26 protein-coding genes, 2 tRNA genes and 1 pseudogene are annotated in these 25,911 nt (G+C 67.9%); 15 read left to right on the top strand and 14 right to left on the bottom strand.

Translation table 11 applies throughout. The features are described from left to right. Positions 1 to 56: 56 nt before the first annotated feature. The 6 genes and pseudogenes from ACG04R_RS27365 (at position 57) to ACG04R_RS27340 (ending at position 4,841) form a co-directional block, all read left to right on the top strand. Positions 57 to 926, top strand: a complete 870-nt coding sequence (locus tag ACG04R_RS27365) for a site-specific integrase (RefSeq protein WP_394417599.1) — start codon at positions 57 to 59, stop codon at positions 924 to 926. Between the two features lie 106 nt (positions 927 to 1,032). Then, a pseudogene (gene thyA, locus ACG04R_RS27360) lies at positions 1,033 to 1,392 on the top strand (thymidylate synthase); the annotation flags it as partial. Further along, positions 1,389 to 1,886 (top strand): dihydrofolate reductase, encoded by a 498-nt coding sequence (locus tag ACG04R_RS27355; protein WP_394417596.1) that lies wholly within the window; start codon positions 1,389 to 1,391, stop codon positions 1,884 to 1,886. The pseudogene thyA and the gene ACG04R_RS27355, both read left to right, overlap by 4 nt. After that, entirely contained in the window at positions 1,883 to 2,461 is a 579-nt protein-coding gene (locus ACG04R_RS27350) for a DUF4337 domain-containing protein (RefSeq protein ID WP_394417593.1), read from the top strand. The genes ACG04R_RS27355 and ACG04R_RS27350 overlap by 4 nt, the downstream gene beginning before the upstream one ends. 65 nt (positions 2,462 to 2,526) lie before the next feature. After that, on the top strand, positions 2,527 to 4,557 hold the full coding sequence (locus tag ACG04R_RS27345) for a PAS domain-containing protein (RefSeq protein WP_394417590.1): 2,031 nt from the start codon (positions 2,527 to 2,529) through the stop codon (positions 4,555 to 4,557). Positions 4,558 to 4,664: 107 nt separating this feature from the next. Continuing rightward, on the top strand, positions 4,665 to 4,841 hold the full coding sequence (locus ACG04R_RS27340; RefSeq protein WP_394417587.1) for a hypothetical protein: 177 nt from the start codon (positions 4,665 to 4,667) through the stop codon (positions 4,839 to 4,841). Between the two features lie 78 nt (positions 4,842 to 4,919). On the opposite strand, the gene ACG04R_RS27335 is transcribed toward ACG04R_RS27340, so the two are convergent. The 5 genes from ACG04R_RS27335 to ACG04R_RS27315 form a co-directional block, all read right to left on the bottom strand. Next, positions 4,920 to 4,994: transfer RNA gene (locus ACG04R_RS27335), tRNA-Val, on the bottom strand. 40 nt (positions 4,995 to 5,034) lie between these two features. Further along, a tRNA-Val gene (locus ACG04R_RS27330) sits at positions 5,035 to 5,109 on the bottom strand. Between the two features lie 33 nt (positions 5,110 to 5,142). Then, positions 5,143 to 5,871 carry a DNA polymerase III subunit epsilon gene (gene dnaQ, locus ACG04R_RS27325; RefSeq protein WP_394417584.1) on the bottom strand — a complete coding sequence of 243 codons (729 nt, stop codon included), beginning with the start codon at positions 5,869 to 5,871 and terminating at the stop codon, positions 5,143 to 5,145. 3 nt (positions 5,872 to 5,874) lie between these two features. Further along, on the bottom strand, positions 5,875 to 6,696 hold the full coding sequence (gene lgt / locus ACG04R_RS27320; protein WP_394417581.1) for a prolipoprotein diacylglyceryl transferase: 822 nt from the start codon (positions 6,694 to 6,696) through the stop codon (positions 5,875 to 5,877). Positions 6,697 to 6,770: 74 nt separating this feature from the next. Next, positions 6,771 to 7,757: a tetratricopeptide repeat protein gene (locus tag ACG04R_RS27315; RefSeq protein ID WP_394417578.1), complete on the bottom strand. Its 987-nt coding sequence runs from the start codon at positions 7,755 to 7,757 to the stop codon at positions 6,771 to 6,773. A gap of 142 nt (positions 7,758 to 7,899) precedes the next feature. On the opposite strand from ACG04R_RS27315, the gene ilvD reads away from it, so the two are divergent. Next, entirely contained in the window at positions 7,900 to 9,579 is a 1,680-nt protein-coding gene (ilvD, locus tag ACG04R_RS27310; protein ID WP_394417575.1) for a dihydroxy-acid dehydratase, read from the top strand. An 88-nt stretch (positions 9,580 to 9,667) separates the two neighbouring features. On the opposite strand, the gene ACG04R_RS27305 is transcribed toward ilvD, so the two are convergent. Continuing rightward, positions 9,668 to 9,928, bottom strand: coding sequence for a TIGR04438 family Trp-rich protein (locus ACG04R_RS27305; RefSeq protein WP_394417572.1), 261 nt, complete (start codon positions 9,926 to 9,928; stop codon positions 9,668 to 9,670). Between the two features lie 66 nt (positions 9,929 to 9,994). Between ACG04R_RS27305 and ACG04R_RS27300 the strand changes: the two genes are divergently transcribed. Next, a complete protein-coding gene (locus tag ACG04R_RS27300) occupies positions 9,995 to 10,291 on the top strand; it encodes a c-type cytochrome (protein WP_394417569.1) in 297 nt (98 codons plus the stop codon). Between the two features lie 88 nt (positions 10,292 to 10,379). On the opposite strand, the gene acs is transcribed toward ACG04R_RS27300, so the two are convergent. Beyond that, positions 10,380 to 12,341, bottom strand: coding sequence for an acetate--CoA ligase (gene acs, locus ACG04R_RS27295; RefSeq protein ID WP_394417566.1), 1,962 nt, complete (start codon positions 12,339 to 12,341; stop codon positions 10,380 to 10,382). A 116-nt stretch (positions 12,342 to 12,457) separates the two neighbouring features. Between acs and ACG04R_RS27290 the strand changes: the two genes are divergently transcribed. Continuing rightward, positions 12,458 to 13,051, top strand: a complete 594-nt coding sequence (locus ACG04R_RS27290; RefSeq protein WP_394417563.1) for a TIGR00645 family protein — start codon at positions 12,458 to 12,460, stop codon at positions 13,049 to 13,051. 243 nt (positions 13,052 to 13,294) lie between these two features. On the opposite strand, the gene fumC is transcribed toward ACG04R_RS27290, so the two are convergent. After that, positions 13,295 to 14,680: a class II fumarate hydratase gene (fumC, locus tag ACG04R_RS27285; protein WP_394417560.1), complete on the bottom strand. Its 1,386-nt coding sequence runs from the start codon at positions 14,678 to 14,680 to the stop codon at positions 13,295 to 13,297. 86 nt (positions 14,681 to 14,766) lie between these two features. Between fumC and ACG04R_RS27280 the strand changes: the two genes are divergently transcribed. Then, positions 14,767 to 16,305 (top strand): fumarate hydratase, encoded by a 1,539-nt coding sequence (locus ACG04R_RS27280; protein WP_394417557.1) that lies wholly within the window; start codon positions 14,767 to 14,769, stop codon positions 16,303 to 16,305. Here the strand turns inward: ACG04R_RS27280 and ACG04R_RS27275 are convergent. Further along, positions 16,302 to 17,306, bottom strand: a complete 1,005-nt coding sequence (locus ACG04R_RS27275; protein ID WP_394417554.1) for an AraC family transcriptional regulator — start codon at positions 17,304 to 17,306, stop codon at positions 16,302 to 16,304. The two genes, ACG04R_RS27280 and ACG04R_RS27275, sit on opposite strands and share 4 nt — an antisense overlap. A 143-nt stretch (positions 17,307 to 17,449) precedes the next feature. Here ACG04R_RS27275 and ACG04R_RS27270 point away from each other — a divergent pair, with 143 nt between their 5' ends. Then, positions 17,450 to 18,421 (top strand): NAD-dependent epimerase/dehydratase family protein, encoded by a 972-nt coding sequence (locus ACG04R_RS27270; protein WP_394417552.1) that lies wholly within the window; start codon positions 17,450 to 17,452, stop codon positions 18,419 to 18,421. 10 nt (positions 18,422 to 18,431) lie between these two features. Here ACG04R_RS27270 and ACG04R_RS27265 read toward each other — a convergent pair whose 3' ends face one another. Further along, complete coding sequence (locus tag ACG04R_RS27265; RefSeq protein WP_394417550.1) at positions 18,432 to 18,719, bottom strand: hypothetical protein; 288 nt, start codon at positions 18,717 to 18,719, stop codon at positions 18,432 to 18,434. A 103-nt stretch (positions 18,720 to 18,822) separates the two neighbouring features. Between ACG04R_RS27265 and ACG04R_RS27260 the strand changes: the two genes are divergently transcribed. Then, positions 18,823 to 19,290, top strand: coding sequence for a GNAT family N-acetyltransferase (locus ACG04R_RS27260; RefSeq protein ID WP_394417547.1), 468 nt, complete (start codon positions 18,823 to 18,825; stop codon positions 19,288 to 19,290). Here the strand turns inward: ACG04R_RS27260 and ACG04R_RS27255 are convergent. Next, positions 19,287 to 20,012 carry a hypothetical protein gene (locus ACG04R_RS27255; protein ID WP_394417544.1) on the bottom strand — a complete coding sequence of 242 codons (726 nt, stop codon included), beginning with the start codon at positions 20,010 to 20,012 and terminating at the stop codon, positions 19,287 to 19,289. The genes ACG04R_RS27260 and ACG04R_RS27255 overlap by 4 nt on opposite strands. A gap of 216 nt (positions 20,013 to 20,228) precedes the next feature. On the opposite strand from ACG04R_RS27255, the gene ahr reads away from it, so the two are divergent. Beyond that, positions 20,229 to 21,245: an NADPH-dependent aldehyde reductase Ahr gene (ahr, locus tag ACG04R_RS27250; protein ID WP_394417541.1), complete on the top strand. Its 1,017-nt coding sequence runs from the start codon at positions 20,229 to 20,231 to the stop codon at positions 21,243 to 21,245. Positions 21,246 to 21,249: 4 nt separating this feature from the next. Here ahr and ACG04R_RS27245 read toward each other — a convergent pair whose 3' ends face one another. Both ACG04R_RS27245 and ACG04R_RS27240 read right to left on the bottom strand, forming a co-directional pair. Then, the gene (locus tag ACG04R_RS27245; protein WP_394417538.1) at positions 21,250 to 22,548 is read right to left on the bottom strand and encodes a mechanosensitive ion channel family protein; all 1,299 of its coding nucleotides are present in this window, start codon (positions 22,546 to 22,548) and stop codon (positions 21,250 to 21,252) included. Between the two features lie 114 nt (positions 22,549 to 22,662). Then, a complete protein-coding gene (locus tag ACG04R_RS27240) occupies positions 22,663 to 23,598 on the bottom strand; it encodes a histone deacetylase family protein (RefSeq protein WP_394417535.1) in 936 nt (311 codons plus the stop codon). Positions 23,599 to 23,628: 30 nt separating this feature from the next. On the opposite strand from ACG04R_RS27240, the gene ACG04R_RS27235 reads away from it, so the two are divergent. Together ACG04R_RS27235 and ACG04R_RS27230 are read left to right on the top strand one after the other, a co-directional pair. Then, positions 23,629 to 24,561: an AAA family ATPase gene (locus ACG04R_RS27235; RefSeq protein WP_394417532.1), complete on the top strand. Its 933-nt coding sequence runs from the start codon at positions 23,629 to 23,631 to the stop codon at positions 24,559 to 24,561. A gap of 54 nt (positions 24,562 to 24,615) precedes the next feature. Beyond that, positions 24,616 to 25,092, top strand: coding sequence for a hypothetical protein (locus ACG04R_RS27230; protein ID WP_394417529.1), 477 nt, complete (start codon positions 24,616 to 24,618; stop codon positions 25,090 to 25,092). A 3-nt stretch (positions 25,093 to 25,095) separates the two neighbouring features. Here ACG04R_RS27230 and ACG04R_RS27225 read toward each other — a convergent pair whose 3' ends face one another. Next, on the bottom strand, positions 25,096 to 25,794 hold the full coding sequence (locus ACG04R_RS27225) for a FadR/GntR family transcriptional regulator (RefSeq protein ID WP_394417526.1): 699 nt from the start codon (positions 25,792 to 25,794) through the stop codon (positions 25,096 to 25,098). Between the last annotated feature and the right edge of the window lie 117 nt (positions 25,795 to 25,911).

The raw sequence follows: 25,911 nt of genomic DNA, 5'->3' as shown, positions 1-25,911 counted from the left end.
CATGGTGATCACTCCTCACACCCCCGCCCAGCTGTGGATATCTCGGGCAGGGTAGGTTGAACACCTGGGTCAAATTTGGGTCGGCAGGGCCCTCACGGGTGGGTCAAATTTCAGTCGGCGTCAACAGCTATCGCAACATATTCTTTGAATTTTTGTATTGGGCAAGTCGAAAAAAACTGTTGGACGTACCAATGGACGATCCGAGCAGCACTGCCATAGCGGAACCAGGGGTGCTCTCAATAAACGAAGTGGGCATCCAAAAGGAATTTAAAGAGTTCCTGCCAGTGCCGAGCAGCGACGACATTCGCAAGGTCATGAACATGATCGCAGCGCATTCGCCGAAGACTGCGAGGCGCAACTTGCTGATGTTCAGATGGGCATCCGAGGTTGGGCTCAGAAATTCGGAAATTCGAACACTCACTGAGGCATCGCTTCCGTCCAGAGCAGCTATGGCGGCTTGGCGAAGAGACGGAACAACTCCAGCCATGTTGGTGACTGGCAAACGCATTAAGACGAGAACGGTCGAGCCGCCACTGTCCTTGCTCGAAGACACATACGACTATTTGGATGACATTTCAGACGGGGCATCCCCCTCTTGGACTAGCCAGGGCAAGCACATCTTCTATGGCAGCAAGTTCGGGCCGATGGCTTTGAGCTACCTCAGCGAACTCTTCGCCCGATTCTTCGCTTTGGCGGGAATGGACAGCCACCTCCATCGAGCTCGCGCCTATTACGTCTATAGGCTCGTTGAGGGCAAGGTGCAGGAACTGACGCTGCACGGCAAGCTCGACGAGTTGCAGGTGGCGACCATCCTTCGGTTTGTCGCAGACCGGGTGGGGCACGAGGATGTGAAGACTTTGCGGCACTACATCAGCCTGGCCGTGATCCGGCTCAGCGGGCCTGAGGCCCGCATAATCGAGGACTGAATCTGTGGATAACTTTCGTGGGCGCCCGGCTGTGGATAACTTCGTAGAGACCACTTCAAGAACACCAATGCGTACCGTTTTGGCCCCGAAAAGCGATGTCAAAGATAACCACGCGTTTTTCCAGTTCTACGTGGCCGACGGGAAACTGAGCTGCCAGCTGTATCAGCGCAGTGCCGATATCTTTTTGGGCGTCCCCTTCAATATCGCCAGTTATGCGCTGCTGACGATGATGCTGGCCCAGCAGTGCGACCTGCAGCTCGGCGACTTCATCTGGACCGGCGGCGACTGCCACATCTACGACAACCACGTGGAACAGGTGCAGACCCAGCTCGCCCGTGAGCCCCGCGCCTACCCGACCATGACGATCAAGCGCCGCCCGGCGTCGATCTTCGACTACGAGTTCGAGGACTTCGAGCTGAGCGGCTACGACCCGCATCCGGCGATCAAGGCGCCGGTGGCGGTATGAGCCGGATCACGTTGGTGGCCGCCGTTGCGAAGGACGGCGCAATCGGCCGCGACAACGCGCTGCTGTGGCACCTGCCCGAGGACATGGCGCGCTTCAAGGCGCTGACCACCGGCAAGCCCGTCGTCATGGGCCGCAAGACCTGGGACTCGCTGCCGGCCAAGTTCCGCCCGCTGCCCGGCCGTCGCAACCTCGTCGTCAGCCGCAACGCGACCGAGCTGCCGGGTGCCGAGGTGTTCGCCAGCCTGGACGCCGCGCTGGCCGCTTGCGGCGAGCCCGAGGTCTGCGTCATCGGCGGCAGCGAGATCTACGCGCTCGCCCTGCCCCGTGCCCACAAGCTCGCGTTGACCGAGGTGGACGCTGCCTTCCCCGACGCCGACCGGCACTTCCCTGACTGGCCGCGTCATCAATTCACCGAAGCCGCCCGCGAGCCGCGTACCAGCGCCGCCGGTGTCCGCTTCGATTTCGTCAACTACGTTCGAAAGACCGCCCCATGAGTTCAGACGGTTTCCACGTCCACGGCCCGCACGACCACGAGTTGGAGCACGCCGCCCAGCATGAACCCAAGGGCTTCGCCGGCCAGCTCGCCGTCATCACGGCCGTGCTCGCCACCGTCGGCGCGTTCTTCTCGTACATGGGCGGCGCCACGCAGGCCAATGCCGCGCTCTACAAGAACGATGCGGCCATCAAGAAGACCGAGGCCAGCAACCAGTGGAACTTCTACCAGGCCAAGAGCAGCAAGCAGAACCTCTCCGAGCTGGCCTTCGACCTGACCACCAGCGACGAACAGAAGGCCAAGTACAAGGACAAGATCGCCCGCTACGAGAAGGAAAAGAGCGACATCAAGCTCGCGGCCGAGAAGCTGGAGGAAGAGTCCAGGCACTTCGACGAGCTCAGCGGCGAGCAGATGCACCTGCACCACCGCTGGGCCCAGGCGACGACGGCGCTGCAGATCTCCATCGCGCTGGCCGCCATCACGCTGCTGACCAAGAAGCGCTGGATGGAAGCCGCCACGCTGGCCACCGGTGCCATCGGCATCGCGCTGGGTGGCGCGGCCTGGCTGCACTACTGAGCCTCGCCGCCGCGCCTCGCCGCGCACCATAATCGGCTCGGGACCTGCCCCACACGGACGGAGCCATGATGACGCCGAGCACGACGGGCCAGTTGCCGGAGGCGCACTTGGACGGGCGCTCCGCTGAAGACGCGCTGAAGGATGCGCAAGTCTCGGGCCGACTGGCCGACGTGGGCGGCTGGCAGATGGAACTGGTGGGCAAGCGGCGCATCCATTGGACGCAGACCGTCGCCGACATCCACGAGGCCCCGCCCGGCTACGCCCCCACGCTCGACGAGGCGCTGAGCTTCATCGATGAGGCTCATCGGGCGCTACTGACCGCCAGCCTGGAAGACGGCCTGCGCACCGGCCAGCGCTGGAGCGTCGAAGTGCCGCTGCGCACCGCCAAGGGCAACCGGCGCTGGGTGCGCATCGTGGGCGACACGCAATACGACGGCGGCATGCCGGTGCGGGTCGTCGGCGCACTGCAGGACATCACCGAGCGCAAGGACCTCGAACTGCGGCTGTCCACGCAGGCGTCGTTCATCCGCGGCATCACCGACCACCTGTCCGTCCAGGTCGCCTACGTGGATCGCGACGGTCGCTATCAGTTCGTCAACCAGGCGCTTTGCGAGCGATTCGGCCTGCCACGCGAGCAGATCCTCGGGCGCAAGAAGGCGGAGTTGCTGGGCGACGAGCGCGACGAAGCCACCGAAGCCCGCCTGGCTGCGGCGCTGGCCGGCCAGGACCAGCGCTTCGAATCTCAGAAGCGCATCGGCGGTCGTCTGCACACCTTCGAAAGCCAGTTTGTACCCGACGTCGACGCGCGCGGCGAAGTCGTCGGCGTGTTCGCGATGGGCATCGACATCACCGAGCGCAAGGCCGCGGAGAACGCCCTTCGCGAGCTGACGGACATCTTCGACAACACCCCCGACTTCGTCGTGCAGACGGACTGGACGGGTCGCGTCATCTACATGAACCCGGCCGGCCGCCAGGCCGTCGGGTTCGGCCCTGACGAAGACCTGACCAGCCACAGCTTCGCCGAGTTCTACACGCCCGACTGCACGCAAATGCTGCTCCAGACGGCCACCCCCTGTGCGCGACGCCACGGTGTCTGGGTGGGCGAGTCCCGGCTCATTCTCGGCAGCCGCGGCGTCGTGCCCGTGAACCACATGGTGCTCGCCCACAAGGACGCGGGGGGCCGCATCTCGCGCTACTCGTCGGTCATGCGCGACATTTCCCAGCAGGTGCAGGCGCGCGATGCCCTGCACCGACAGACGCAGACGCTGAGCTCCATCGCGGAGGCGATCCCCGCCGTCATCGGCTCGGTCGGGCCGGACGAAACCTACCGCTTCGTGAACTCGGCCTTCGAGAAGTGGCGTGGCAAGCCGCGCAGCGACATCATCGGCAGGCGCGTCCGCGACGAGTTGGGCGAGCTGGAATACGCCGTCAGCGCGCCCAACATCCGTCGCGCGATGAACGGCGAGTTCGTCGCCTTCGAGCGTGACTCCTACTACGGCGACAAGCAGCGCTTCCAGTTCGTGTCCTACATCCCGCTGCGCCTGCCGGACGGCGCGCTCGACGGCTTCGTCGGCGTGGCGCAGGACATCACCATGCACAAGCAGGAGGAGTTGCGGCTGCTCAAGCTCAGCGAGAGCGATCCGCTGACCGGCCTGCTCAATCGCCAGGGGCTGGAGACCTATCTCGAACAAGGCCACGACACGCACGAAGACGGCCTGGCGCTGCTCTACATCGACCTTGACCGCTTCAAGCCCGTCAACGACACCTACGGCCACCCGATGGGCGATGCGCTGCTGCAGGCCTTCGCCGAGCGGCTGCGCAAGCTGGTGCGGCCGACTGACGTCGTCGCGCGGCTGGGCGGCGACGAGTTCGCCATCGTGCTGCCAGGCATCCGCGCCAAGGCCAACGCCGACGCCGTGGCCGACAAGGTCGTCACGGCGGCGGGCACCCCCTTTCGTATCGGCCAGCTGGAGCTGCGCATCGGCGCCAGCGTGGGCGTGGCGATGGCCGGCGCCGATGGCTGGGACGGCCTGGTGCAGCGTGCGGATGAAGCCGTCTACCGCGCCAAGGCGGCCGGCCGCGGGCAGCGCGCCTGAGGACAGGACGTTCTTTTGAGGCGGTCGCGCCTCATGCTTTTGAGGGTGCGCGCAACGGCCGGCTCCGGTAGCTTCGTGCCCTGAATCCGCGATAGCAGGGGTGGGGCATGCAGAACCTGAACGTCAAGAACGGAACACCGTCACTCATGAATGCCGGATTGGCGCCGGGCAGTGCGGAGGCGTCGATCGCCGCGCTGGCGGCCCGAATCCTCCTGGCACTACTGCGGCTGAGCTGGCGGCGGGCGGTCCGCGTGCTGTCGATTGGCGACTGCAACGTGCACTGAATCCCTCGGGCCCACAAGGAATGCCGGTGCCAGAACGACAAAACCCGGCACAAGGCCGGGTTTTGAGCAGTCAGGGACTGGTGGGCGGTGCAGGGTTCGAACCTGCGACCCCTGCCGTGTGAAGGCAGTGCTCTACCGCTGAGCTAACCGCCCGAATTCTGGCGTCGCGTCTTCAAGGAGTCCAAGCAAGGCTTGGTGGGCGGTGCAGGGTTCGAACCTGCGACCCCTGCCGTGTGAAGGCAGTGCTCTACCGCTGAGCTAACCGCCCTTGAAAACGCACTGGCTTTCGGGAAGCCCGCGATTATGCCACGGGTTCGGCGGGTTCCAGCACTCGCCACTTGCAGGGGCCGCCGGCGGCCTTGTCGAGGTCGGCCAGCAGCTTGGCGTGCGCCTCGATCTCGGCCGCATCGGCCAGCAGCACGGGCAGCTCGAAACTGCTGAGGTCCACCGCCTCGATGGTGGCGTGCGCCTCGCCGCCTGATGTGTCGCCATGGTCGTCCATCAGCAACGCGTCCTGGCCGCGCGTCAGGCGGATGTAGACGTCGGCCAGCAGCTCCGCGTCCAGCAGCGCGCCGTGCAGCACGCGCTTGGTGTTGTCGACTTCCAGGCGGCGGCACAGCGCGTCCAGCGAGTTGGCCTTGCCGGGGAACAGGTCACGCGCCATCAGCAGCGTGTCGCGCACGCCGGCCACGTGGTCGGTCAGGACGCCGCGCTTCAGTCGCTTGAGTTCGGCGTTGATGAAGCCGATGTCGAACGGCGCGTTGTGGATGACCAGCTCGGCACCGGCCAGGAACGCGAGCAGTTGGTCGACGATCTCGGCGAACTTGGGCTTGTCCGACAGGAAGGCCTCGGTCAGCCCGTGCACCCGCAACGCGTCCTCGTGGCTGGCACGCTCAGGGTTGATGTAGAGATGCAGGTTGTTGCCGGTCAGCTGCCGGTTGATCATCTCCACGCAGCCGACCTCGATGATGCGGTCGCCCTTGTCGGCCTCCAGGCCGGTGGTTTCGGTGTCGAAGAAGATCTGGCGCATGCGTCAGCCCGCCGGTCGCTGGTTGCGCCGTGTGGCCCAGGCGAAGATGGCGATGCCGCCGATGATCATGGGCACGCACAGCCACTGACCCATGCTGAGGCCGGTACGGACGGCGAAGTCCTTCAGGAAATCGTCCGGCTCCCGGAAGTACTCGGCCGTGAAGCGCAGCACGCCGTAGCCGGCCATGAAGACGCCCGAGATCTGCCCGGTTGCCCGCGGCTTGCGGGCATAAAGCCACAGGACGACGAAGAGCAGCAGGCCCTCTCCGGCCGCCTGGTAGAGCTGCGACGGATGGCGGGCAAAGCCGGCCGGGTCGTTGGCCTGCGGAAAGATCATGGCCCATGGCAGGTCGGACGGCGCCTGGCGCCCCCACAGCTCGCCGTTGATGAAATTGCCCAGGCGCACGGCCGCGATGCCGGTGGGCACGCACGGCGCGATCAGGTCGGACACCTCGAAGAAGCTGCGCCCGCGGCGGCGGCCGAACAGGTACAGGCCCAGCAGCACGCCCAGCAGGCCGCCATGGAAGGACATGCCGCCCTTCCAGACCGCAACCACCTCGGCGAGGTGATCCAGGTAGTAGTCGGGCTTGTAGAACAGGCAATAGCCCAGTCGCCCGCCCAGCACCACGCCCAGCACGCCGTAGAAGAGCACGTCGTCGACGTCCTGCCTCGTCCAGCCCACGGCCACGTGCTGCGGCATGCGGGCACGCTTGCCGGCCAGCCACAGGAACAGGCCGAAGGCGATGAGGTAGGTGATCCCGTACCAATGGATGGCGACGGGGCCCAGACGCAGGGCGATGGGGTCGAACTGGGGATGAACCAGCATGGCTCGGAAGGGAAAGCGGAAGCGGGCCGCATCATAGCCAGCCCCCTCCCCGCCCCCGCCGCGGGGCTGCGTACTCAGGCCAGGCCGGCGAGCAGCTTCTTGGCCTCTTCGAGGTTGCGCGGGTTGGCGCGCTTGTTCTGCACGAAACGCTCCAGCGCCGCCCGGGCAGCGACCTTGTCGCCCTTGGCGATCAGCGCCTGGCCCAGGCGATGGTCGATGGGTAGCCGCTCCGCGCCCTCCAGCGCACGGGCGCGCTCCAATGCCTTGACGGCCTCGTCGGGCTGGCCCGCCTCGGTCAGCACACGGCCCAGGCCGTAGGGGCCTGCCGCGTGGGCCGGGTAGTCGCGTTGCAGGGCCTCGAAGATGCCGCGGGCCTTGGGCAGGCTCTTCTGCTCCATGAACTCGAAGCCCAGGCGCGACCATTCGCCGCGCAGTTCGCGCGCCACGGTGCGGTCGTCGCCCGGCCTCACGCTGGCCAGCTCGCGCTCGGCACCGGCCCAGTCCTTGTCGTTCATGGCCACCAGCGCGCGCAGCAGCTTGGCCTGCTCCGGCTGGCGCGGCTGCACCTCGGCGGCCAGTTCGCGGGCCTTGGCCGCGCTGCCGCCGGCGAAACCCGGCGCCATCAGGTAGAACTGCGTGAGGCCGCTGCGCGCCTCGAACAGCGCCGGGTCCTGCTCGACCGCCTTGACGAACTGCTCCTTGGTCCTGGCCGCGAGGCCCGGCATCTTGAAGACGCTGGCCGTCATCGCCTGCTGACCGTACACGCGCCCCAGCGCGTAGCTGCACGCGGCCTGCGGGCGCTTGTCGGCGCAGGCCTGCAGCGCCGGGATGCTGGCCTCCAGCCGCGCCGCGTCGTTGTCGTCGATGGCGGCCAGGGCCAGCGCGATCGCGGCCTGATCGTCGTCGGGCTGGGCCTTGGCGCGGGCCTGCGCGGCACGGGCCAGGTCGGCGGATTTGCCGGCATCCAGCCAGGCCTGCCACTGCGGGTCCTTCAGCAGCTCGGCCTGGGCGGCGCCGGCAAGCATGGCAAGGGCCAACGGAAGGACGCGGAACAACTTCATCGGGGGACTCCTTTAAGGCGTCGCCTCAACGCCGTGCGCGACAGGCCGGATGCTGGGGTTTGCCCGGCGTGACTTCAGACATGACGGCGTTTGAAAAGCGGCGGGTAGCGCGCCAGACTCTAGCCGTCGCGAGGAGACCGCCATGAGCTTCAACCGCCGCAGCCGCAACATCACCGAGGGCGTGGCCCGTGCGCCCAACCGCTCCATGTACTACGGCATGGGCTACGAGGAGAGCGACTTCGGCAAGCCCATGATCGGCATCGCCAACGGCCACTCGACGATCACGCCCTGCAACTCGGGCCTGCAGAAGCTGGCCGATGCCGCCGTCATCGGGCTGAAGGCCGCGGGCGCCAACGCGCAGCTGTTCGGCACGCCAACGATCTCCGACGGCATGGCCATGGGCACCGAGGGCATGAAGTACAGCCTGGTGTCGCGGGAGGTCATCGCCGACTGCGTGGAGACCTGCGTGGGCGGCCAGTGGCTGGACGGCGTCATGGTGATCGGCGGCTGCGACAAGAACATGCCCGGCGGCATGATGGGCATGCTGCGCGCCAACGTGCCGGCGATCTACATCTACGGCGGCACCATCAAGCCGGGCCGCTACAAGGGCCAGGACCTCAACATCGTCAGCGTCTTCGAGGCGGTCGGCCAGTTCAGCGCCGGCCGCATGAGCGAGGAGGACTTCTGCCAGATCGAGAAGCGCGCCATCCCCGGCAGCGGCTCCTGCGGCGGCATGTACACGGCCAACACGATGAGCTCGGCCTTCGAGGCCCTGGGCATGAGCCTGCCCTACTCGTCGACGATGTCCAACGTCGAGGACGAGGTGGTCGAGAACGTCAGGCGGGCGTCGGCCGTGCTCGTCGAAGCTGTCAAGGCCGACCTGAAGCCGCGCGACATCGTCACCAGGCAGAGCATCGAGAACGCCGTCGCCGTCATCATGGCCACGGGCGGCTCGACGAACGCGGTGCTGCACTTCCTCGCCATCGCCCACGCGGCGGAAGTGGACTGGCGCATCGACGACTTCGAGCGCATGCGCAGGAAGATCCCCGTGCTGTGCGACCTCAAGCCCAGCGGCCGCTACCTGGCCGTGGACCTGCACCGGGCCGGCGGCATCCCGGCCGTCATGAAGGCCTTGCTGAAGGCCGGCCTGCTGCACGGCGACTGCATGACGATCACCGGCAAGACCGTCGCCGAGAACCTGGCCGATGTGCCCGACCTGAGCGCCACACAGGACGTCATTCGCCCCGTGAGCAATCCCATCTACGCCGAAGGCCACCTGGCCATCCTGCGCGGCAACCTCAGCCCCGAGGGCTGCGTCGCCAAGATCACCGGCCTGAAGAACCCCGTCATCACGGGCCCGGCGCGCGTGTTCGACGACGAGCAGTCCGCGCTGGCCGCCATCATGGCCAACCGGATCAAGGCGGGTGACGTCATGGTGCTGCGCTACCTGGGCCCCAAGGGCGGCCCGGGCATGCCGGAAATGCTTGCACCAACCGGCGCGCTGATCGGCCAGGGCCTGGGCGAAAGCGTCGGGCTGATCACCGACGGCCGTTTCTCGGGCGGCACCTGGGGCATGGTCGTCGGCCATGTGGCGCCGGAGGCCTACGAGGGCGGCGTCATCGCGCTGGTGCAGGAGGGCGACACCATCACCATCGACGCGCACCGGCTGCTGCTGGAGGTCAACGTCTCCGACGCCGAGCTGGCCCGGCGCCGCGCGGCATGGGTGCAGCCGGCGCCCCGCTACACGCGGGGCGTGCTGGCGAAGTTCGCCAAGAACGCGTCGAGCGCGAGTTCTGGCGCCGTGCTGGATCGTTTTGAATGAACCTGTGTCACAAGTCCGAGAGAGTTCGCTCAGCAAGTTCAGGTCAGCCTCGGGCGACTGCCCGACAAGGCAGCATCGACGCCTCGCGTCAACGCTTCTTCTTTGCGCCCGGCCTGGACTGCCCCAGCGCCTCCATCTGCTGCTCGCGCCGTGCTGCCTTCTTGGCGTCCAGCGCCTCCATGGCCTTGCGCTGCGTCAACCCGCTTTTGTCCGACCAGGCCCACCATACGAGTGCCAAGGCAAAGGGCGACAACACAATCGCCCAGGCCCAGAAGCCATCCTTGTGAAACTGCACCCAGCCTCCAAGGTGCAGCACAATGAAGAGAACGCCGATCAACACGAATGCCATGCGGCATCTCCTTCAGTTCAGGTATCTTTGGCAACCACTGTAGTTCAACGTCCCGAAAGGTTCTCCATGAAAGTCCTGCTCCTCAGCCTTGCACTGATCGCTCCCGCTGCCTTCGCCAATCCGGAGCTGGCGAAAGCAAAGATGTGCATGAACTGCCACGGCATCGACAACAAGATCGTCGGCCCGGCGTACAAGGACGTGGCCGCCAAGTACGCCAAGGACAAGGACGCCTACAAGAAGCTGGCCGAGAAGATCCAGAAGGGTGGCTCAGGCGTCTGGGGCCAGATCGCCATGCCGCCCAACGCCGTCACGCCGGCCGAGGCCGAAACGCTGGCCAAGTGGGTGCTGTCGCTCAAGAAGTAAGCTGCCATATTCCACAAAGACAACAGGCCCCGCGGGGCCTGTTGTCGTTTGGGCGCCGCGCGCCGGTGCCCGGCGCACGCGGGACGGATCAGTAGGCCTGCCCCAGCTGCTCGAGGATCGCGGGATTTTCCAGGGTCGACGTGTCCTGCGTGACACCCTCGCCCTTGGCCACCGAGCGAAGCAGGCGCCGCATGATCTTGCCGGAGCGCGTCTTGGGCAGGTTGTCGCCGAAGCGGATGTCCTTGGGCTTGGCGATGGGGCCGATCTCCTTGGCCACGTGGTCGCGCAACTGCTTGGCGATGGCCTTGGCCTCGTCACCGGTGGGGCGCGGACGCTTCAGCACGACGAAGGCGCAGATGGCCTCGCCGGTGGTGTCATCCGGGCGGCCGACGACCGCGGCCTCGGCCACCAGCTCGGTGCAGCTCACCAGCGCCGACTCGATCTCCATCGTGCCCATGCGGTGGCCCGACACGTTCAGCACGTCGTCGATGCGGCCGGTGATGGTGAAGTAGCCGGTCTCGGCGTCGCGGATCGCACCGTCGCCGGCCAGGTAGTAGCCCTTAAGCTCGGCCGGGTAGTAGCTCTTCTTGAAGCGCTCGGGGTCGCCCCAGATCGTGCGGATCATGCTGGGCCACGGCTTCTTGACGACCAGGATGCCGCCCTGGCCGTTGGGCACGTCGTTGCCGGTCTCGTCGACGATGGCCGCCGTGATGCCCGGGAAGGGCAGCGTGCAGGAGCCCGGCACCAGCGTCGTCACGCCGGGCAGCGGCGTGATCATGTGGCCGCCGGTCTCCGTCTGCCAGAAGGTATCGACGATGGGGCAGCGGCCGCCGCCCACGTGCTGGTGGTACCACTCCCAGGCGGCCGGGTTGATGGGCTCGCCCACCGAGCCCAGCAGGCGCAGGCTGGACAGGTCGTAGTTGCGCGGATGCACGGCGGCGTTGGTCTCGGCCGCCTTGATCAGCGAGCGGATGGCCGTGGGCGCCGTGTAGAAGATCGTGACCTTGTGCTTCTGGATCATCTGCCAGAAGCGGCCGGCGTCCGGGTAGGTCGGCACGCCCTCGAAGACGATCTCGGTGCCGCCCAGGGCGAGCGGGCCGTAGGTGATGTAGCTGTGGCCGGTGACCCAGCCGATGTCGGCGGTGCACCAGAAGACATCGTCGTCCTTCAGGTCGAAGGTCCACTTGGTCGTCAGCGCGGCATGCAGCAGGTAGCCGCCGCTGCTGTGCTGCACGCCCTTGGGCTTGCCGGTGGAACCCGACGTGTAGAGCAGGAACAGCGGGTGCTCGGCCTCGACCCACTCGGGCGCGCAGGTCGTCGGCTGGCTGGCGGTCAGCTCGTGCAGCCAGAGGTCGCGCCCCTCCACCCAGCCGATCTTGCCGCCGGTGCGCTTGTAGACGATGACGTCCTTCAGCGTCGGGCAGGAACCGCCGTCCAGCGCCTCGTCGACGATGGCCTTCAGCGGCAGCGCCTTGCCACCACGCGCCTGCTCGTCGGCACAGATCAGTGCCACGGCACCGGCGTCCTGCACGCGGTCGCGCAGGGACTGGGCCGAGAAGCCGCCGAACACGACCGAGTGGGTCGCGCCGATGCGGGCGCAGGCCTGCATGGCCACTACGCCCTCGACGGACATGGGCATGTAGATGACGACGCGGTCGCCCTTCTGGATGCCGCGCGCCTTCAGCGCGTTGGCGAGCTGGCTGGTCCTGGCCAGCAGCTCCGAGTAGGTGACCGTCGTGACCGTGCCGTCGTCGGCCTCGAAGATCAGCGCCGTCTTGTCGCCCTTGCCAGCTTCGACGTGGCGGTCCAGGCAGTTGTAGGAGACGTTCAGCTTGCCGTCCTCGAACCACTTGAAGAACGGCGCTTCGCTGTCGTTCAGCGTCTTGGTGAACGGCGTCTGCCAGCTCAGCAGCTCGCGCGCCAGGCGGGCCCAGTAGCCGGCGTAGTCGGCCTCCGCCTCGGCCACCAGCGCCGCGTACCCGGCCTCGCCCTTCACGTGGGCGTTGGCCACCCACTCGGGGCTGGGAGGGTAGGTGTTCAGCGTGCTCATCGACGTCTCCTTGAGTTGATTGCCGCGGACTGTGCTGCCGCCATCTGACGATGCCCTGACGGCGTGGCGTCATTGACGCCGCCTAGAATTTCCACCAATTCTGCTCGGTCCTCTCCATGCGCCCAGATCCCCAGCTCCGCCCCCTGCCCCGCCTCATCTTCGCCAGCCGCTGGCTGCAGCTGCCGCTGTACCTCGGGCTGATCCTGGCGCAGGCGGTCTACGTGTTCCAGTTCTGGACGGAGCTGGTGCACCTCATCGAGGCGGCATTCGGCAACCAGCAGGCGCTGGGGCTGCTGATCAACAGCACAGGCTACAAGGCCGACGTGCTGCCCAGCGCGCTCAACGAGACCATCCTGATGCTGGTCGTGCTGGGGCTGATCGACGTGGTCATGATCTCCAACCTGCTCATCATGGTCATCGTGGGCGGCTACGAGACCTTCGTGTCGCGCATGGACCTGACGGGCCACCCCGACCAGCCCGAGTGGCTGAGCCACGTGAACGCCTCGGTGCTGAAGGTCAAGCTGGCCACGGCCATCATCGGCATCAGCTCCATCCACCTGCTGCGCACCTTCATCAACGCGGACAACTACGAGCAGAAGACGCTGATGTGGCAGACGCTGATCCACGTCGCCTTCCTGCTGTCGGCGATGGCCATTGCCGTGACGGACCGGTTGCTGCCCGATCCCACGCACCACGGCGACAAGCACTGAGCGGGCCAGGGCCTGTTAACACGACGGCAAGGGGTCGCGTTGCAGCCAGAAAGGCTGCGAGCAAGGCGCAAACCGCAGCCGGGTTGAACACCCGGCGAGGATTTGCAACGCGGCGCGCGGCCTTTCTGGTTGCAACCCTGCGGGAAGGGCCGCCGCCAGGGGCCACTCGTCGTTGCAGCACTTGCCCGCACGCAAGTGCTGGCGGCGGCCCTTCGCGACCCCTTGCCGTCGTGTTAACAGGCCCTAGCGCCCCACCATCTGGCCGGGAACGACCCAGGCGTCGAACTGCTCGGCCGTCACATGGCCCAGCGCCAGCGCCGCCTCGCGGAGGCTGGAGCCGTCCTTGTGGGCCTTCTTGGCGATCTGGGCGGCCTTGTCGTAGCCGATGTGGGTGTTGAGCGCCGTCACGAGCATCAATGAGCGCGCCACCAGCTCGGCGATGCGCTCCTCGTTGGGCTCGATGCCCGCGGCGCAGTGCCTGTCGAAGCTGGCCATGCCGTCGGCCAGCAGCCGCACGCTCTGCAGGAAGTTGTGGATGACCATCGGGCGGAACACGTTCAGCTCGAAGTTGCCCGACGCGCCGCCGATGTTGATCGCCACGTCGTTGCCCATCACCTGCGCGGCCAGCATGGTCACCGCCTCGCTCTGCGTCGGGTTCACCTTGCCCGGCATGATGGACGAGCCCGGTTCGTTCTCCGGGATGCGGATCTCGCCGATGCCGCTACGCGGGCCGCTGGCCAGCCAGCGCACGTCGTTGGCGATCTTGGTCATGCTGGCTGCCAGCGTCTTCAGCGCGCCGTGGGCGTGGACCAGCGCGTCGCAGGAGGCCATGGCCTCGAACTTGTTGGGCGCCGTGACGAAGGGGTGTCCGGTGAGCCGGGCCAGTTCGGCCGCGACGGCTTCGGCGTAGCCCGTGGGCGCGTTCAGGCCCGTGCCGACCGCCGTGCCGCCCAGCGCCAGCTCGTGCAGGTGCGGCAGCGCCGCCAGCACGTGACGCTCGCCGTGGGTCAGCTGCGCCACCCAGCCCGAGATTTCCTGCCCCAACGTCAGCGGCGTCGCGTCCTGCAGATGCGTGCGGCCGATCTTGACGATGCCGTCGAACGCCTCGGCCTTGGCCTGCAGCGTCGCGCGCAGCGCCCGCAACGGCGGCAGCAGGCGCTCCTGCAGCGCCTGCACGGCCGCCACGTGCATGGCGGTCGGGAACACGTCGTTGCTGCTCTGACTGCGGTTCACGTCGTCGTTGGGGTGCACCAGCCGGCCTTCGCCACGCTCGCCGCCCAGCAGCTCGCTGGCGCGGTTGGCCAGCACCTCGTTGACGTTCATGTTGGTCTGGGTGCCCGAGCCGGTCTGCCAAACGACCAGAGGAAACTCGTCGGCGTGCAGCCCGGCTATCACCTCGTCGGCTGCCTTGACGATGGCGTCGGTCTTCGTCGCGTCCTGCAGTCCCAGCGCCTGGTTGACGACGGCCGAGGCCCGCTTGACCCGCGCCAGCGCCCGGATCAGCTCGGGCGCCTGCCGCTCCCCGGAGATGTCGAAGTTCTGCAGCGAGCGCTGCGTCTGCGCGCCCCAGAGCTTGTCGGCCGGCACCTCGATAGGGCCGAAGGTGTCGCGTTCGATGCGGGTGTTCATCCAAGGGTCTCCTGACGGGCTGTCAGCAGCATAGTGGGCGGCGCACCGGATAATCTCGCCCGCAGTTCACCCTCCCCCGCCCTGCCATGACCACGATCCGCCAGCAAGACCTCATCGACAGCGTCGCCGCCGCCCTGCAGTACATCAGCTACTACCACCCGGCCGACTACATCGCCCATCTGGCCCGCGCCTACGAGACCGAGGCCTCGCCTGCGGCCAAGGACGCGATTGCGCAGATCCTCACCAACAGCCGCATGTGCGCCGAAGGCCGCCGCCCGATCTGCCAGGACACCGGCATAGTCAACGTGTTCCTGAAGATCGGCATGGACGTGCGCTGGGAAGGCTTCAGCGGCAGCATCGAGGACGCCATCAACGAGGGCGTGCGCCAGGGTTACCTCAACCCCGACAACAAGCTGCGCGCGTCCGTGCTGGACGACCCCATCTTTGCCCGCAAGAACACCAAGGACAACACGCCCGCCGTCGTGCAGATGGAGGTGGTGCCCGGCAACACGGTGGACGTCATCGTCGCGGCCAAGGGCGGCGGCTCCGAGAACAAGAGCAAGGTCTACATGCTCAACCCCAGCGACGACATCGTCGACTGGGTGCTGAAGACCGTACCGACCATGGGCGCCGGCTGGTGCCCGCCCGGCATGCTGGGCATCGGCGTCGGCGGCACGGCCGAGAAGGCCGCCCTGCTGGCCAAGCAGGCGCTGATGGAAGACATCGACATGTACGAACTGCTGCAGCGCGGCCCGCAGAACAAGCTCGAAGAGCTGCGCATCGAGCTCTACGAGAAGGTCAACGCGCTGGGCATTGGCGCGCAGGGCCTGGGCGGCCTGACCACCGTGCTGGACGTGAAGATCAAGACCTTCCCGACGCATGCGGCCAGCAAGCCCATCGCGATGATCCCGAACTGCGCAGCCACGCGTCACGCGCACTTCGTGCTGGATGGCAGCGGCCCGAGCTACATCGAGCCACCGAGCCTGGACCTGTGGCCCGACGTGAACTGGGCGCCCGACTACAACAAGAGCAAGCGCGTCGACCTGAACGCGCTGACGCCCGCTGAAGTGGCGAGCTGGAAGCCCGGCGACACGCTGCTGCTGAACGGCAAGATGCTGACCGGCCGCGACGCCGCGCACAAGCGCATCCAGGACATGCTGGCCAAGGGCGAGCGACTGCCCGTGGACTTCACCAACCGCGTCATCTACTACGTCGGCCCCGTGGACCCGGTGCGCGACGAAGTCGTCGGCCCGGCCGGCCCGACGACGGCCACGCGCATGGACAAGTTCACCGACATGATGCTGGCCAAGACCGGCCTCATCGCCATGGTCGGCAAGGCCGAGCGCGGCCCGGTGGCCATCGAGTCCATCAAGCAACACAAGAGCGCCTACCTGATGGCGGTGGGCGGTGCCGCTTACCTCGTCAGCAAGGCGATCAAGGGCGCCAAGGTCGTCGGCTTCGCCGACCTGGGCATGGAAGCCATCTACGAGTTCGACGTGGTGGACATGCCGGTGACAGTGGCTGTCGACGCCAGCGGCACGAGCGCCCACATCACCGGCCCGGCGGACTGGAAGCAGCGCATCGCCTCCGGCAAGCCGGTGGGCATCCCGGTCGCGACGGCCTAAGCCTCAGCCAACCGGCGCGCGCGCAGCGCGCCGGGCGAAGCGCCGAACCAGCGCTGGCAGGCCTGGGCCAGGCCGCGCTCCTCGTAGCCGAGGAAGAAGGCCACCTCCTTCAGCGCCATGCGCGGTTCGGCCAGCAGTTTCTCCGCACGGCGCCGCAGGGCGTCGTCGCGTAGCGCGCCGAAACTCGCGCCCTCCTCCTTCAGTCGCCGCTGCAGCGTGCGGGCGCTCAGGCCGATGCGCACGGCGACGGCGTCCACGTCGTTGGCGCCCAGCTCGATGAGCTGAGACACCTGAGCGACCACGGCCGGCAAGCGGTCCAGCAGTTTGAGCTGCAGTTCCGCCTGCGCTGCCAACGCCTGCAACAACACGGGGTGGCTGCCTGGCAGGTCCTGGCGCGCGAGCGCGGCGGGCAGTTCAAGCCAGTAGCAATCCTCGTCGAACCGGACATCGCAGCCAAGCCGCGTGCGGTAGTCGTCCAGCGACGTGCTCGCGGGCTGCGCGTGACCCAGGCCCAGCATCAGGCCCAGGCCTTCAGACGGCCGCCCAAGCAGCAGCGACATCATGCGCAGCACGTAGCAGAGGTCCATCTCGTAGGCCGCGACCGGGTGGCGGACGCGCGGCTCGATCAGCAGCCGCAGCGCGTCGCCTCGCGCGACGAGACGGACGCTCTTCTCCTCGTCGATGACGAGGCGCCAGTAGCCCACGGCCTGTGCCATCGCCTCCTGCACCGTACGCGCGTTCAGCAGGAAGAACTCGACCAGCCCGTAGCGCCCGAGCCGGAAGCGCGCGCCGAGCTTCAGCCCGATCAGCGGATCGTCCGTCTGCGCCAGCAGCGCCACCCACAGCTCGCTGAAGAAGGACAGCGGCAGCCGGTCGTCGTCCCGGTGCCGGCCGGCGAGGTCGGCCTGCCAGCGGGCCACGTCCAGCCCCTCCTCGGCAGCGGCCCAGACGAGGTTCTCGACGAAGGCGGCGGAGACGGTGTAGCTGGCGGAAGTGCTCATGACGGGCGCGGTTATAGCGGATGCGCCACCGCGCCCTGCGCGATGGCGCGCCGGTGCCGAAGCTTGGCGTGCCGGTGCCGTGTCTTTCGCGGCCCGGCTGCCTACATTGGCCCGCACACCCCACCTCAAGGAGAAGACCTCGCATGACGGCCAAGATTTCACTGGTGACCGGCGCCAACGGCCATCTCGGCAACACGCTGGTGCGTGCACTTCTCGCTCACGGCCATGTCGTGCGCGCCGGCGTGCGGCGCCTGGACGACGAGCGCCCGTTCGAGGGCGTGCCGTGCGAGCGCGTGCCGCTGGAGCTGATGGACGCCGCTTCGCTGTGTCGCGCGCTGGCCGGCGTGGACGTGCTCTACCAGGTCGCCGCCGTCTTCAGGCACTGGGCACCCGACCCGGAGCGCGACATCGTGCAGACCAACGTCGATGGCACGCGTCTGGTTCTGCAAGCCGCCGCGGCCGCGGGCGTGCGCAAGGTCGTCTATGTCAGCTCGGTCGCCGCGGTCGGCCATGACGGCACGCCGCTCGGCGAGAGCCGCTGGAACGACGAGACCGGCAATGCCTACTACCGCTCCAAGATCGAATCGGAACGTGCCGCGTGGGAGACGGCGCAGCGCCTCGGGCTGCCGCTGGTGACGGTGCTGCCCGGCGCCCTCGTGGGCCCGTACGCCCACCGACTGACGGACACGATGAAGTTCCTGCAGACGGTGCGCCAGGGCAAGCTGCCGCTGGACCCCGATTTCCACTTCAACTTCGTGGATGTGCGTGACGTGGCCGAGGCCATGATCGCCGCGGCCGAACGCGGCCGGCCCGGCGAGCGCTACATCCTCGCCAACCGGTGCAGCGCGTCGCTGGCCGACATGCTGCAGGTGCTGGGTGGACGCCGCCCGCCCGCGCGCGCGCCGCGCGGCCTGCTGATGGCACTGGCCGGCATGCAGGAGGCCATGGCCCGCCTGACCGGCCGCGCTCCCGAGCTGTTGCGCAGCCAGGTGCGACTCTTCCACGGCGTGCGGCAGGAGTACGACACGGCCAAGGCCACGCGCGAGCTGGGCTACGCGCCGCGACCACCGGCCGAAGCGCTGGCCGCCGGCTTCGCGTGGCTGGCCTCGGCCTGAGGAATGCGCGTCAGCGCTGCGGCGGCGGTGCCGATGCGCCGCCGGGCGGCGGCGGCGGCATGTCCTTGGGCCGGCAGGCCAGTGCCCGCCCCTCGGGCGCCCAGCAGCTGCCCTTCACCGTGCGGCTCTGCATCGTGAAGCTGCAGTCCGCGCCGGCCTTGGACGTCTTACAGGCCGCCACCGCCTCTGGCGGCGGGCCGCGGTGCTCGCCATCGGGTGGCGGGCCGCCCTGCGGTTGGGCGCTGGCGCCGAGAGCCGCGGCCAGCAGCAGGCTGCCGATCAGGGTGGTCTTCTTCATCCGGGTCTCCCAAAAAGAGTGAACGGCTCATGTTGCTCACGCGACGTATCCGGCTGATATGCAGTCTGTGCCGGCACCTTCACAATCCGCGCCTCGCCACGACATGACAGCAACACCGATGCAAGTGCGCCCCGTCCAGCCCGCCGACCGCACCGCCTGGCAGCCCCTCTGGGATGGCTACAACGCCTTCTACGGCCGGGCCGGCGAGACCGCCCTGCCCGCCGCGGTCACCGACACGACCTGGGCCCGCTTCCTTGACCCGGCAGAGCCCGTGCACGCCCTGGTCGCCGAGGGTGAGGCCGGCGAGCTGCTGGGCCTGGTGCACTACCTCTTCCACCGCAGCACCAACCGCATCGAGCCGGTCTGCTATCTGCAGGACTTGTTCACCACGCCCGAGGCGCGCGGCCACGGCGTGGGCCGGGCGCTCATCGAGGCCGTCTACGCGGCAGCACTGGCGGCCGGCACGCGGCGGGTGTACTGGCACACGCAGAGCGGCAACGCCACGGCCCGCGCGCTGTACGACCAGGTCGCGCGGCACCTCGGCTTCATCGTGTACAGCCACGACGCCTAACGCCCGCCGACAGCCAGGTTGGCCCACAGCCGGTGGACCAGCTCCGCGTGGCGCTGCTCGAAGTCGCGCGTGACGATCAGGTAGAGCGCCAGCGTGTCGTACAGCCGCGGCAAGGCCTCGATCTGCCCTGGCGGCAGCCGTGCCACCTGAGGCAGGGCTTCGTCCGTCAACAGGATGGCACCGACACGGCCCTTCACCAGCTTGGCGATCAGCTGCTCGCTGGACATGGCCCGATCATCCAGCGGCACACCCAGGCGCTCCTGCCTGGCACCGTAGGCGAAGCCGAAGCGCAGGCCCAGCGGCTGGCCGCCCAGGCCGGTCAACTGCGCGCCGTCCCAGGCGACCGGGCTGCCCACGCGCCGGAACACCATAACCTGGATGCTGCCCACACCCTGCTCGGCCAGCGGCTGGCCGTCGCGCATCGGGTAGGCCAGCCAGCCCAGCCGGTCGGGCGAGAACACGCCGATCAGCGCGTCGGCGCGGCCCTGGCGGCTGTCCTGCAGACAGCGCGCCCGTGGCGCGGCGTACTGCTCAATGCTCACGTCCACTCCCTTGGCCGCGGCCAGCGCTCGCTGCTGGAACAGGCCGCTGCCGTCAGGGTTCGTGTAGGGCGCGAAAGGCTGGTCGGACACGCAGAGCCGGAGCTTCACCGGCGCAGCCATGACCGAAGCAGCCTGCAAGGCCAGCAGCCCAGCCCACCACAGGACCCGCAGTTGCGGCATGTCGTCTCCCCGCGCTCGTCTTGCGGCAGGACTATGCGCCGCGCCGCCGCCGGAAACAACCCGGCCGGCCGACAGGCGGCCCGATGGGCAGCCGCGCCGCCACGTCGCGCGGCGGTATCCTGCCGCGCACAGAATCGGAAGCAATCGAGACGCTGCGACAGCTTTTCAACGCTTGCCCGCGGCAACGCCCCAACATCGCTCGACGAGGAGACCCGCATGTCCACCCCCATCCGCGCCTACGCTGCCCACACCGCGGGCGGCCCTCTGCAACGCTTCGACTTCGACCCCGGCCCGCTGGGCGAGGAGGACGTCGAGATCACGGTCGAGCACTGCGGCGTCTGCCATTCGGACCTCGCCATGATCGACAGCGAGTGGTTCCCGGCCAGCTACCCCGTCGTGCCGGGCCACGAGGTCGTCGGCCGCATCACCGCCCTGGGCCCGCGCGCCAAGGGCCGGCAGCTGGGCCAGCGCGTCGGCGTGGGCTGGCACACGGGCAGCTGCACGCACTGCAATTTCTGCATCGGCGGCGAGCAGCACCTGTGCGCCAAGCGCCAGCCGACGCTGATCGGCCGCCACGGCGGCTTTGCCGACCGGCTGCGCTCGCACTGGAGCTGGGCCATCCCGCTGCCCGACGCGCTGGACCCAGCCGCCGCGGGACCGCTGATGTGCGGCGGCGGCACCGTCTTCCTGCCCTTCGTGCTGCACGCCATCAAGCCGACCGACCGCGTCGGTGTCGTCGGCATCGGCGGGCTGGGCCACATCGCCGTCAAGTTCGCGCGCGCCTGGGGCTGCGAGGTCACGGCGTTCACGTCATCGGCCTCCAAGCGCGACGAGGCGCTGGCGCTGGGAGCGCACCGCACCGTCTCCAGCGTTGACAAGGCCGAGCTGAAGGCCGCGGCCGGCAGCCTGGACTTCCTGCTCATCACCGTCGGTGCCGCGCTGAACTGGGACGCGCTACTGGCCACGCTGGCGCCCAAGGGCCGCATGCACCTCGTCGGCGTTGTGACCGATGCGCTCAGCCTCAAGAGCGGCGGCCTGCTGAGCTGGCAGAAGGGCCTGTCCGCCTCGCCCACGCCGCCGCCGTCGGTGCTGGCGACGATGCTGCAGTTCTCGGCCCGCCACCAGATCCTGCCGCAGGTGGAGCGCTTCCCGATGAGCCGCGTCAACGACGCGCTCAATCACCTGCGCTCCGGCAAGGCGCGTTATCGCGTCGTGCTGGACGCGGACTTCTGAGCCCTCACGGCGCCGGAGGGCTCTCCGTCGCGCCGGACGCCGGCTTGGGCTGGTGCTGCACCTGCTGCGGGTATGGAATGTCCACGCCCAGCCGCTTCAGCGTGCTCAGGATGGCGAGGTTCACGTCCGACCGCACGCCGCCACTGCCGTTCTCGGGGTCCGAGATCCAGAAGTACACGGTCAGCTCCAGGCCGCTGTCGGCGAAGCGGGTCAGCTGCACCGACGGCCCCGGGTCGCTCAGCACGCGCGGCACCTCGGCCAGCGCGGCAGCGAGCGACTTCATCACCGCGCCGATGTCGCAGCCATAGTCCACCTGCACGACCGTGTTCAACAGCACGCGCGGGTCGGCCAGCGAGGAGTTCTCGACCCGCTGCGTGATCAGCAGCTCGTTGGGCACGATGGCTTCCTTGCCGCCCAGCGAGCGGATGACGGTGAAGCGCGTCTTGATGTCGGTGACGCGGCCCTCGAAGCCGTCAACCTTGACCATGTCGCCAATGCGCAGGGAGCGCTCGGCCAGGATGACGAAGCCGCTCACGTAGTTGGCCGCCAGCTTCTGCAGGCCGAAGCCCAGGCCCACGCCGAGCGCGCCGCCCAGCACGCCCAACGCCGTCAGGTCGATGCCGGCAGCCGACAGCGCGAACAGCAGGCCGATGAAGAGCAGCAGCGCGCGGATCGCGTTGGCGGCGATCTTGCGCATGGAGAGGTCCAGCGACTCGCGGCGCAGCAGCTGCGCCTCGATCGCCGACGAGATCCACAGCGCGAGGACCAGCACCAGCATCGCCGTCAGCCCGCCCTCGATGAGGTTGCGCAACGTCAGCTTGACGGCGCCGAACTTCCAGCCAATGTCGTCCAGCTCGTCCATCATCACCGGCCACAGACCCGTGATCCACAGCACCGCACCGATCCACACCAGCCAGGAGCCCAGCCGCTCCAGGGCCTTGAACGCGGTCGAATCGGGCCAGGCAGCGCGCAGCACGCGGGCGATGAGGCGGATGACGGCCAGCGACACCAGCACCGGCAGCGCCAGCCTGAACAGAGCGGGGGTCAGCCCCCAAAGCGGCAGCAGCCGGCGGGCGCCGAAGGCCAGCGCCAGCGCGAGCAGCGGGAACAGCGCGCCATCGATGACACGTTCGCCGAACAGCACGCTGTTGTCACGCTTGGTCGCGGCGTGGAACAGCGCCCAGCTGACCATTGCGGCCAACGTCAGGCAACCCAGCAGCAGTGCCCATTCGGCGAGCGCGTCGGCACTGAAGACACGAGCCAGCAAGGCCTGCAGTTCGTTCAGGCTCAGAGGTTGGTGCATTGAATTCATGTAGGCCTCGGTCCGTGAGCTCACGGGCCGATGGTCAGGGAAAGGGTTGCAAATTCGTTGGGGACAGAGCTACTCGCTGCGCTCGGGCGGTCTGTCCCGCAAAGGTTAGATATCCGCCAGCGCCCGCAGATGCACGCCGACGCTGCGCGCGAGCGCGTGGAGGTTGTAGCCGCCCTCCAGCACCGACACGATGCGCCCCTGGGCATGGCGCGCGGCCACGTCCTTGATCCTGAGCGTGATCCATTCGTAGTCGGCCTCGACGAGGCCCAGCTGGCCCAGGTCGTCCTCGCGGTGGGCGTCGAACCCGGCAGAGATGAAGATCATCTGCGGCTTGAAGCGCTCCAGCGCAGGCAGCCACATCGCCTCGATGATCTCGCGAATCTCCCCCCCTCGCGTGTAGGCCGGCACCGGCACATTGACCATGTTGGTGCCCTTGGGCACGGCGCCGCTGTACGGGTACAGCGGATGCTGGAACAGGCTGACCATCAGCACGCGGTCGTCGCCCGCGATGATGTCCTCGGTGCCGTTGCCGTGGTGGACGTCGAAGTCCACAATGGCCACGCGCTGCAGGCCGCGATCATCCAGCGCGTGCCGCGCCGCGATGGCCACGTTGTTGAAGAAGCAGAAGCCCATGCTCTGGTCCCGCGTGGCGTGATGGCCCGGCGGGCGCACGGCGCAGAAGGCGTTGTCGGCACCGCCGTCGATGACCAGGTCGGTGGCCTGCACGGCCGCACCGGCGCCGGCCAGCACCGCGGCCCAGGTGTGGGCGTTGGCGGACGTATCCGGGTCCACCGCGGCGCGCTCGCCGCGCTCGGCGCAGCCGCGCAGCAGCTCGCCGATCTCGGCCACGTAGCCATGCGTGTGGGCACGCTCCACGGCCTTCAGGTCCACCGGCGCGGCGTCATGGTGTTCAAGCGCAGGCGCCACGCCGGAGGCGATCAGCCAGTCGTCGATGGCGGCCAGCCGCTCGGGGCATTCGGGATGACCGGCGCCCATCTCGTGGCGGCGGCATTCGGGGGGGTTGAAGTACGCGGTAGGCATTTACCGATGTCTCTTGATATGGTCCGCGCCATGACGCAATCACGAACGCTGGCGGGCCAACTGCAGGCCCTGCAAAACCAGATTAGCACGGTCATCAAGGGCAAACCCGCGCAGATCGCCGATTCCTTGTCCTGCCTCATGGCCGGCGGCCATCTCCTCATCGAAGACCTGCCCGGTGTGGGCAAGACGACGCTGGCCCACGCGCTGGCCATCTCGCTGGGGCTGAAGTTCTCGCGGCTGCAGTTCACGGCCGACCTGCTGCCCAGCGACCTGCTGGGCGTGTCGGTCTACGAGCGCGAGAGAAACGGCTTTGCCTTTCACCCCGGCCCGGTGTTCGCGCAGGTGCTGCTGGCCGACGAGATCAACCGCGCCGGCCCCAAGACGCAGAGCGCGCTGCTGGAGGCGATGGAGGAGCACCAGGTCAGCATCGAGGGCGTCAGCCACCCGCTGCCCGAGCCCTTCTTCGTCATCGCGACGCAGAACCCGAGCGAACAGCTCGGCACCTTCCCGCTGCCGGAGTCGCAGCTGGACCGATTCCTGATGTGCATCTCGTTGGGTTACCCGGACGCCGGCGCCGAGCGCGAATTGCTGATGGGCGGCGACAGCCGGGAGCAGCTGAAGGCGCTCAAGCCCGTCATGACGCCGGCCGAGCTGATCGAGGTGCAGGCCGCCGTGAAGGCGATCCACGCCGCGCCGCCGCTGATCGACTACCTGCAGGCACTGATCGCCGCGACGCGCTCCGGCCAGTGGTTCGTCGAAGGCCTGTCGCCGCGCGCGGGCCTGGCCGTGCTGCGCGCGTCACGCGCGCGGGCGCTGCTGCAGGGGCGGGACTACGTGTCCCCCGACGACATCCAGGCCATCCTGCCGCAGACCATCGCGCACCGGCTGCAGCCGCGGGCGGGTGCGGGGCGTGGGGCGAGGGAGCAGGTGCGGGCGATGATTGAGGCGATTGCGCTGCCTTGAGTCACGGCCAAATGCGCGCTCAGGTGCGACACACCCAAACTCTTTCTTCCGAACATGCTTCCTTCCGCCGAAATCAAACAAGAGCTTCAAAAGCTCGTTGGACTTCCCGCCTGGAAAGCTACGTTTGCAGCTGGCACGTTGTCCGTGCAATTCGGCGGCAAGCGCGAAACGACAACGAGGAACGGAAAGGCGACTCTTGTCGGTGAGCGCGCTCTCCACATTCAGGCGTTGTGGCGGCTTTCGACATCCGACGAGATCATCATTGGGTCCATCGACCATCACTGCCACGACGAGCGCGACAACACGCCACAGATCCTTGCCATCGTCGAGAAAGCCCTTCTGCGCGGGCCCAGCGTGCTGGCCGTTGAATGCGTTCGAGCAGGAGCCTTCGCGCTCGCTCTTGAAGGCGGCCTCTATTTGGAGGTGGTCCCAGCCCCCCGCCCCTCAGATGAAGCGGACGAGTTTTGGCGACTCTTGTCGCCTGAACATGACAAGCCCCACTTTGTCGTGACGTCCAACGGCATTGAGTAGCCGTCACCCCTTCAACCGATTCCCCGCCCACCTATCCTGCGCATTGAACAGATGCGCCCGCATTGCCGCCTGCGCGGCCAGCGGGTCGTTAGCCTCCAGCGCGAGCAGCACGCGCTCGTGCTCGCGCAGCGCGTCCTCCCAGTTCTGATGCGTGTCGGCCAACGCACTGAGCTGCAGTGACATCGGGCTGTAGCGGCCGTTGAATAGTTCACCGACCAGCCGTTCCACGACGGAGTTGCCCGCCAGCGCCGCGACGGCCTGGTGGAATCGGCGGTCGGCGTCCAGCGCCGACCTGCCGGCGGCGATGGCGTCCCGCATGTCGTCCACGGCCGCTCGCACCGCCGCGAGTCCCTCGGGCGTGGCACGTGCGCAGGCCTGCGGCATCAGCCCACCTTCCAGCACGACGCGGGCCTGCATCAGCTCCAGCGGGCTTTCGCCCAGGCCGGCCGTCTCGGCCACCTCGCCGCTGCCGCGAACGTAGATGCCGGCGCCCATGCGCACCTCCACGCAACCGGCAATCTCCAGCGCGATCAGCGCTTCGCGCACCGAGGGCCGCGACACGCCCAGCTGCTGGGCCAGTTCGCGCTCGGGAGGCAGGCGGCTGCCAATGTCGTAGTGCCCCTGGCGGATCAGATCGCGGAGTTGGTCCGCGATCTGGTGGTACAGGCGCCGGGTGTCGGCGCCCTTGAGCTGTTCGATCATGGAGGGATTGTCACGGAGCCGGCCTGACCAATCATCCAAAATCAACCGATTCGGCTCACAAGGTCAGGCCAATCTTCGCCATCGGCCTGGGCGGCCCAGCGCCACGACGCGAGCATC

The sequence above is a fragment of the Pelomonas candidula genome (assembly GCF_043555985.1).
Classification (GTDB): domain Bacteria; phylum Pseudomonadota; class Gammaproteobacteria; order Burkholderiales; family Burkholderiaceae_C; genus Pelomonas; species Pelomonas candidula.
Note: the sequence above shows the minus strand (reverse complement) of the source record. Positions and strands in the feature narration are given on the sequence as shown.

Coding starts and splice junctions, on each gene's coding strand:
- ACG04R_RS27355 (WP_394417596.1), top strand. CDS start 1,389: ATGAGCCGGATCACGTTGGTGGCCGCCGTTGCGAAGGACGGCGCAATC.
- ACG04R_RS27350 (WP_394417593.1), top strand. CDS start 1,883: ATGAGTTCAGACGGTTTCCACGTCCACGGCCCGCACGACCACGAGTTG.
- ACG04R_RS27345 (WP_394417590.1), top strand. CDS start 2,527: ATGATGACGCCGAGCACGACGGGCCAGTTGCCGGAGGCGCACTTGGAC.
- ACG04R_RS27340 (WP_394417587.1), top strand. CDS start 4,665: ATGCAGAACCTGAACGTCAAGAACGGAACACCGTCACTCATGAATGCC.
- dnaQ (WP_394417584.1), bottom strand. CDS start 5,871: ATGCGCCAGATCTTCTTCGACACCGAAACCACCGGCCTGGAGGCCGAC.
- lgt (WP_394417581.1), bottom strand. CDS start 6,696: ATGCTGGTTCATCCCCAGTTCGACCCCATCGCCCTGCGTCTGGGCCCC.
- ACG04R_RS27315 (WP_394417578.1), bottom strand. CDS start 7,757: ATGAAGTTGTTCCGCGTCCTTCCGTTGGCCCTTGCCATGCTTGCCGGC.
- ilvD (WP_394417575.1), top strand. CDS start 7,900: ATGAGCTTCAACCGCCGCAGCCGCAACATCACCGAGGGCGTGGCCCGT.
- ACG04R_RS27305 (WP_394417572.1), bottom strand. CDS start 9,928: ATGGCATTCGTGTTGATCGGCGTTCTCTTCATTGTGCTGCACCTTGGA.
- ACG04R_RS27300 (WP_394417569.1), top strand. CDS start 9,995: ATGAAAGTCCTGCTCCTCAGCCTTGCACTGATCGCTCCCGCTGCCTTC.
- acs (WP_394417566.1), bottom strand. CDS start 12,341: ATGAGCACGCTGAACACCTACCCTCCCAGCCCCGAGTGGGTGGCCAAC.
- ACG04R_RS27290 (WP_394417563.1), top strand. CDS start 12,458: ATGCGCCCAGATCCCCAGCTCCGCCCCCTGCCCCGCCTCATCTTCGCC.
- fumC (WP_394417560.1), bottom strand. CDS start 14,680: ATGAACACCCGCATCGAACGCGACACCTTCGGCCCTATCGAGGTGCCG.
- ACG04R_RS27280 (WP_394417557.1), top strand. CDS start 14,767: ATGACCACGATCCGCCAGCAAGACCTCATCGACAGCGTCGCCGCCGCC.
- ACG04R_RS27275 (WP_394417554.1), bottom strand. CDS start 17,306: ATGAGCACTTCCGCCAGCTACACCGTCTCCGCCGCCTTCGTCGAGAAC.
- ACG04R_RS27270 (WP_394417552.1), top strand. CDS start 17,450: ATGACGGCCAAGATTTCACTGGTGACCGGCGCCAACGGCCATCTCGGC.
- ACG04R_RS27265 (WP_394417550.1), bottom strand. CDS start 18,719: ATGAAGAAGACCACCCTGATCGGCAGCCTGCTGCTGGCCGCGGCTCTC.
- ACG04R_RS27260 (WP_394417547.1), top strand. CDS start 18,823: ATGACAGCAACACCGATGCAAGTGCGCCCCGTCCAGCCCGCCGACCGC.
- ACG04R_RS27255 (WP_394417544.1), bottom strand. CDS start 20,012: ATGCCGCAACTGCGGGTCCTGTGGTGGGCTGGGCTGCTGGCCTTGCAG.
- ahr (WP_394417541.1), top strand. CDS start 20,229: ATGTCCACCCCCATCCGCGCCTACGCTGCCCACACCGCGGGCGGCCCT.
- ACG04R_RS27245 (WP_394417538.1), bottom strand. CDS start 22,548: ATGCACCAACCTCTGAGCCTGAACGAACTGCAGGCCTTGCTGGCTCGT.
- ACG04R_RS27240 (WP_394417535.1), bottom strand. CDS start 23,598: ATGCCTACCGCGTACTTCAACCCCCCCGAATGCCGCCGCCACGAGATG.
- ACG04R_RS27235 (WP_394417532.1), top strand. CDS start 23,629: ATGACGCAATCACGAACGCTGGCGGGCCAACTGCAGGCCCTGCAAAAC.
- ACG04R_RS27230 (WP_394417529.1), top strand. CDS start 24,616: ATGCTTCCTTCCGCCGAAATCAAACAAGAGCTTCAAAAGCTCGTTGGA.
- ACG04R_RS27225 (WP_394417526.1), bottom strand. CDS start 25,794: ATGATCGAACAGCTCAAGGGCGCCGACACCCGGCGCCTGTACCACCAG.